The following is a 4,886-nucleotide window of genomic DNA, read 5'->3' on the forward strand; positions in this document are numbered from 1 at the left end:
TGTCAAGAATCTTTTACACTCTCACTGAAACGCGGCTTACTCGAGCGTCGAGTGCACCGGCAGGGCGTCCCACTCCGCCCGCAGCACACCCATGACGACGGAGTCGTAGCGCGCACCGCGCACCTCGCGCGCGTCACGGAAGCGCGCCTCCTCGACGAAGCCGAGCCGGTGCCCGACACCGAGCATGCGCGAGTTGCCCGACCACGTCGAGTAGTCCAGACGCACCACCTCGGTCGTCGCGAAGAGGTAGTCGGTCCAGATCCGCATTGCCTCCGTGCCGACGCCGCGGCCCCGGGTCGCGGGGTCGTAGACGGTAAGGCCCATGCGGCGCCAGTCCGACTCCTCGGACTCCCAGTGCCACGAGATCGAGCCCACCATGGCGTCGGGCGCTTCGTCCATCACGATCACGGCTCGCACCAGCGGCGACGCGGCGGCGTACTCCCCCGACGCGAGGCGACCGCGGAACCGGTCGAGGCGCTCGTCGATCTCGGCGGCAGAGAGCTTCGCGAAGTACGGCCCGTCCCACCGGTGCCAGTCCTGCTCGGGCTGCAGCCAGCGGCGATAGGCCTCGAGGTCGCCTTCCTCGTAGGCCCGGACGGCCACACCGCCGCTCCGGCCGATCACTCGATATGCGCTCACCCGCGTCAGTCTCGCAGGATCACGGATGCCGCGGCCCGAGGCATCCGTTCACGCCGAGGCCTTCATTCGGACGGCGCCCGTCGTTCGGGTGTCACGTTCTGTGGAGTCGACGCCTGCGAGGCCGCAGATCGTGACACCCGAACCTGCCGCGCTCGCGCGCAACTCCGCGTCGGGCGCGGCGCGCGCCCGACGCGGAGTCCGGTCACCCGTTCGGGTCCTGGAACAGACGCGGAGCCAGATCGATGAGGTTCTTCTGCCAGACGTCCCACCCGTGAGGGCCGACCGTCACGCCGTCGAACTCGTACTCGATGCCCAGCTGGTCCAGCACCGGAAGGGAGCTCATCACCGACCCGTACGTGAAGTCCGTGATGTCACCGGTGTAGATCCGATACAGCTCGGTGCCCGCGTTGATGGCCGCTGCATCGACGCCCGCCGTCCCGCCGAAGCCCGCCGCGAACGTCCCGATCCAGGCGAACTCGCCGGGGTGCGCCTTGAGCACCGACACCGTACGCGCCCCTCCGGCCGACAGCCCGGCCAGCGCCCGGTCGGCGGGATCGCTGCTGACGTTGTAGCGCTCCTCCGTCACCGGCACGACGTTCTCGAGCAACTCCCGGGGGTAGTTGCTGACATTGCCGTTGGGCATCACGACGACCATCGGCTCGGTGGCGCCATCCAGCGACAGGTTGTCGAGGATCTGGCGCGCACGCCCGACCTCCACCCAGTCGGTCCAGCTCTGACCGCCACCGTGGTTGAGCACGAACAGCGGATAGGGCTCGGCGCGGTCGGGGTCGTACCCCGGTGGGGTCCATACGTAGGCATTGCGCTGCTGACCGGCCACGGTGCTCTGGTACGTCATGACCTCCAGGTTCCCGCCCTGGCCCTGCGGCACGTCGGCGAGCAGGCGCGAGCCTTTGCCCGGGACGAGGAAGGTGCTCCACGCCGGCTCCGATGTCACCTTCGTCGGGTTGGACGTGTCCTTGACGGACTGGCGATCGACGATGAGCCGGTAGTGGTAGAACTTCTCCTCGAGCGGACCGACGGTCGCCCTCCAGCGATCACCGACCTTGTTCATCTCCACGCGAAGCCAGCTGCCGCCGGGCGCCCAGTTCGCCCACACGGAGACGTACTCGGCATCGGCGAAGTCGGTCGTCGTCTCGAACGTCACGAAGTCGTCCTCGGTGAGCCAGGGCGTGGGCGTCGTGCCGGCGGCCGGCGGCTCGAAGCGCTCCGTGAGCGCGGTGTGCCCCTCGCTCATCGCGGGGTCCGACGCCGCACCGGTGAACAGCCGGGGCGCGAAGTCGATGAGGTTCTCCTGCCAGGCGTTCCAGTTGTGCCCGGCATCCGGGTTCACACCGTCGAACTGGTAGTCCAGCCCCAGCGCGTCGAACTTCTGGAACGAGTCGTACACGTCGTTGTACGCGATGTCGGTCTTGTTGCCGACGTAGACGCGGAACAGCTCGGTGCGGTCGTTCATCCTGTCGACGGGGATGGCATCGAGGTCGCCGAAGCGTCCGGCTCCGAAGGTGCCGATCGCGTCGAACTCGCCCGGGTGCTCGCTGAACACCTCGAATGCCTGCCCGCCGCCCATCGACAGTCCGGCCAGTGCCCGATGGTTCTTGGAGGGCGAGACGTTGTAGGTGCGCTCGACGGCGGGGACGATGTTCTCGAGCAGCTCCGCCGAGAAGTCGTCGACGTTGCCGTTGCCCATCACCACGAGCATGTCCTCGAGCTGTCCGGTCAGCCACAGGTTGTCGAGGATCTGCTCCGCACGCCCCACCTCGACCCAGTCGCGGTAGCTCTGGCCGCCTCCGTGCTGGAGGTACAGCACCGGGAGCTTCTTGCCCTTGGGCGTGTACGTCGGCGGAACCCAGACGAGTGCCTGACGCTCCTCGCCCGCGACCGCGCTGTCGTACGACAGCGTCTGGATGGCGCCGGCCTGCTCCGGCGCGTCGGCCAGCAGAGCTGCCGACTCGCCGGGGATGAAGAACGTGCTCCACTCCGGTTCGGACGCGACGCTGGTCGGGTTGCTCGTGTCCTTCAGGACTTTGCTGTCGTCACCCGTGACCTGGTAGTAGTACAGGCCGGGCTCGAAGGGCCCGTATGTCGCGGTCCAGTTCGCGCCGCTGCGCTGCAGTCCGATCTGCGCCCAGTTGTGCGAGGGCCCGAAGTTGCCCTCGACGACCACCTGCGACACCGGCCCGACCGCGGCTTCGACGGCGGCGTTCGGCACGGCGATCCGCAGATAGCCGCCTTCCTGCTGCGCGATCCACGGGTCCGCCGCGCTGGCCGGCGCGGCCGCCATCAGCCCGGCGAATGCCAGGACTGCGGCCGTGACGACCGCGACGGCTCGTCTCGCTCTCGCGAACCGGCCCGAGCGCCGGTCCTCGGATGTGATCTCCATCGATTCCTCATCTCGTGTGACTCGACCGACTCCGGGAGCACCCTGACCCCCGGGGCCGACTGGCTGAGACGGGCAGGCACACGGCGACGTGCGCATTTACAACGTAGTAACTCCCGTCCTCGCTCACTCTTACAGAGCCACTCGCATTCGGTCAAGAGGGATATACAACGTCGTAAAGATTAACTTTACAACGTCGTAAACCGGCGATAGCGTGGCCCCGCCGAGCGGGACCGCCGGCGCTCAACGGCCATTCGAGGAGGAACGGTGGAGAGTATCGCGCAACAGCGCACACCTGACGCGGGGGTCCCGCACGAGGCCCAGAGGGACGGAATCTTCCGCAGCCGGCGCCTGAAGGCACTGGCCGTCGTGATCCTCGCCTGGGCCATGCTGCTCACCATGGCACCGGGCACGGCCCGAGCGGACGAGGGCGATCTGACCCCCGGCCCGACGATCATCGCGGATCCGGAGTCGCCCACCGGCTACACCGGGCGCTTCGTCTACTACAACCCCGACGCGACCAGCGTCCGCTTCGTCGCGGACATCATGCTGCGCAACTGGGAGGACCGCACGGACACCACCGTGTACAGCCCCTGGGACTACCGCCCGGGACTCATGCGCGGCGGCGGCGCGTACGACGTCGAGATGACCAACGCGGGCGGCGGGTACTGGGTGGCCGAGGTGCCTCTCGCAGCCGGCGTGAACCAGTACTGGTTCTACGTGAACAACAACACGAGCCTGTGGGTGGCCGACCCGGCGAACTCGCCGATCTACGCGCCCGACGGGCTGACCGGCACGGCTCGGCGCGCGTTCAACAAGGTGTTCGTCCCCTACGACGCGGCCAAGCAGAACTACGAGCCCCTCGCCGCGCGTCAGATCGAGCTCGAGCGGGACGACTCGCCCAAGGGCACGTGGAGCTATGTCCCGTTCGAGGTCAACGGCACGACGCGCACCATGGGCGTCTACCTCCCGCCGGGCTACGACCCTGAGCGGGCGGAGCCGTACAAGACGATCTACATGCAGCACGGTGGCGGCCAGGATCAGTCCGACTGGATGAACATCGGCGACGTCCCGGTCATCATGGACAACCTGATCCACGACGGCGACACCGAGCCCGCGATCGTCATCACGACGAACACGAACTACCTCGGCGCCGCCAACCAGGGCTACCCCAACCTGCGGAACGTGGTCATCCCGTTCGTCGAGTCGAACTACAACGTCTCGACGGACGCGATCGACCGTGCGTTCGCGGGCCTGTCGGCCGGCAGCTTCGTGACCCAGAACCTGATCAACTTCGATGCCGACGCGTTCGGATACTACGGGCCGTGGAGCGGCGGGGCGAGCGTTCGCACCACGACGCCGAACCTGGCTGCGCCGTACATCCTGTACGGCGGCGGGCTCTGGGACTTCGGTCTGCCGAACGCGAACACGGTCGCGGCGCTCGACAATGTCGGCTTCGTCGAGAACGTCGTCGTGGCCGGCGCGCACGACTTCAACGCGTGGAATCAGCTGTTCACGACGTTCGCGCGCGACTACCTCTGGCACCCGGAGGCGTTCATCAAGGATGAGATCGACACCCTCAAGGCGAGTGTCGCGGGCACGGCTCTGAACGGCGGGAACAAGAACGCCCTCACGGTCAAGCTCGATCAGGCACTGAGCCTCGTCGCCAAGGGTGACGGTGCGGGCGCCCTCGAAGTGCTGAACGGCTTCGTCGCCCAGGTCGACGGCTTCACTGCCGCCCGGAAGCTGACGGCGGACCAGTCCGCCGCACTGCTCCCGGTCGCCCAGAAGATCCTCTTCAACGTGGGTTACTGGCAGTAGCCGCTCATCGACGCGGGTTGCCGGCAGA

Annotated in this window: 3 protein-coding genes; 1 reads left to right on the forward strand and 2 read right to left on the reverse strand. The window is 67.6% G+C overall.

Features of this window, described 5'->3' with window-relative positions; genetic code table 11:
• Positions 1 to 36: 36 nt before the first annotated feature.
• Both B1729_RS19710 and B1729_RS19715 read right to left on the reverse strand, forming a co-directional pair.
• Positions 37 to 639, reverse strand: a complete 603-nt coding sequence (locus B1729_RS19710) for a GNAT family protein (RefSeq protein WP_239526191.1) — start codon at positions 637 to 639, stop codon at positions 37 to 39.
• A gap of 202 nt (positions 640 to 841) precedes the next feature.
• The gene (locus B1729_RS19715; protein WP_239539728.1) at positions 842 to 3,040 is read right to left on the reverse strand and encodes an alpha/beta hydrolase-fold protein; all 2,199 of its coding nucleotides are present in this window, start codon (positions 3,038 to 3,040) and stop codon (positions 842 to 844) included.
• A 264-nt stretch (positions 3,041 to 3,304) separates the two neighbouring features.
• Between B1729_RS19715 and B1729_RS19720 the strand changes: the two genes are divergently transcribed.
• Positions 3,305 to 4,858, forward strand: coding sequence for an alpha/beta hydrolase-fold protein (locus tag B1729_RS19720; RefSeq protein WP_204260170.1), 1,554 nt, complete (start codon positions 3,305 to 3,307; stop codon positions 4,856 to 4,858).
• Positions 4,859 to 4,886 lie beyond the last annotated feature (28 nt).

Source organism: Microbacterium sp. B35-04, from assembly GCF_010634885.1.
GTDB lineage: Bacteria > Actinomycetota > Actinomycetes > Actinomycetales > Microbacteriaceae > Microbacterium.

What these genes read in the sequence shown, in the direction of transcription:
- B1729_RS19715 (WP_239539728.1), bottom strand. Translation starts at nt 3,040, where the DNA reads ATGGAGATCACATCCGAGGACCGGCGCTCGGGCCGGTTCGCGAGAGCG.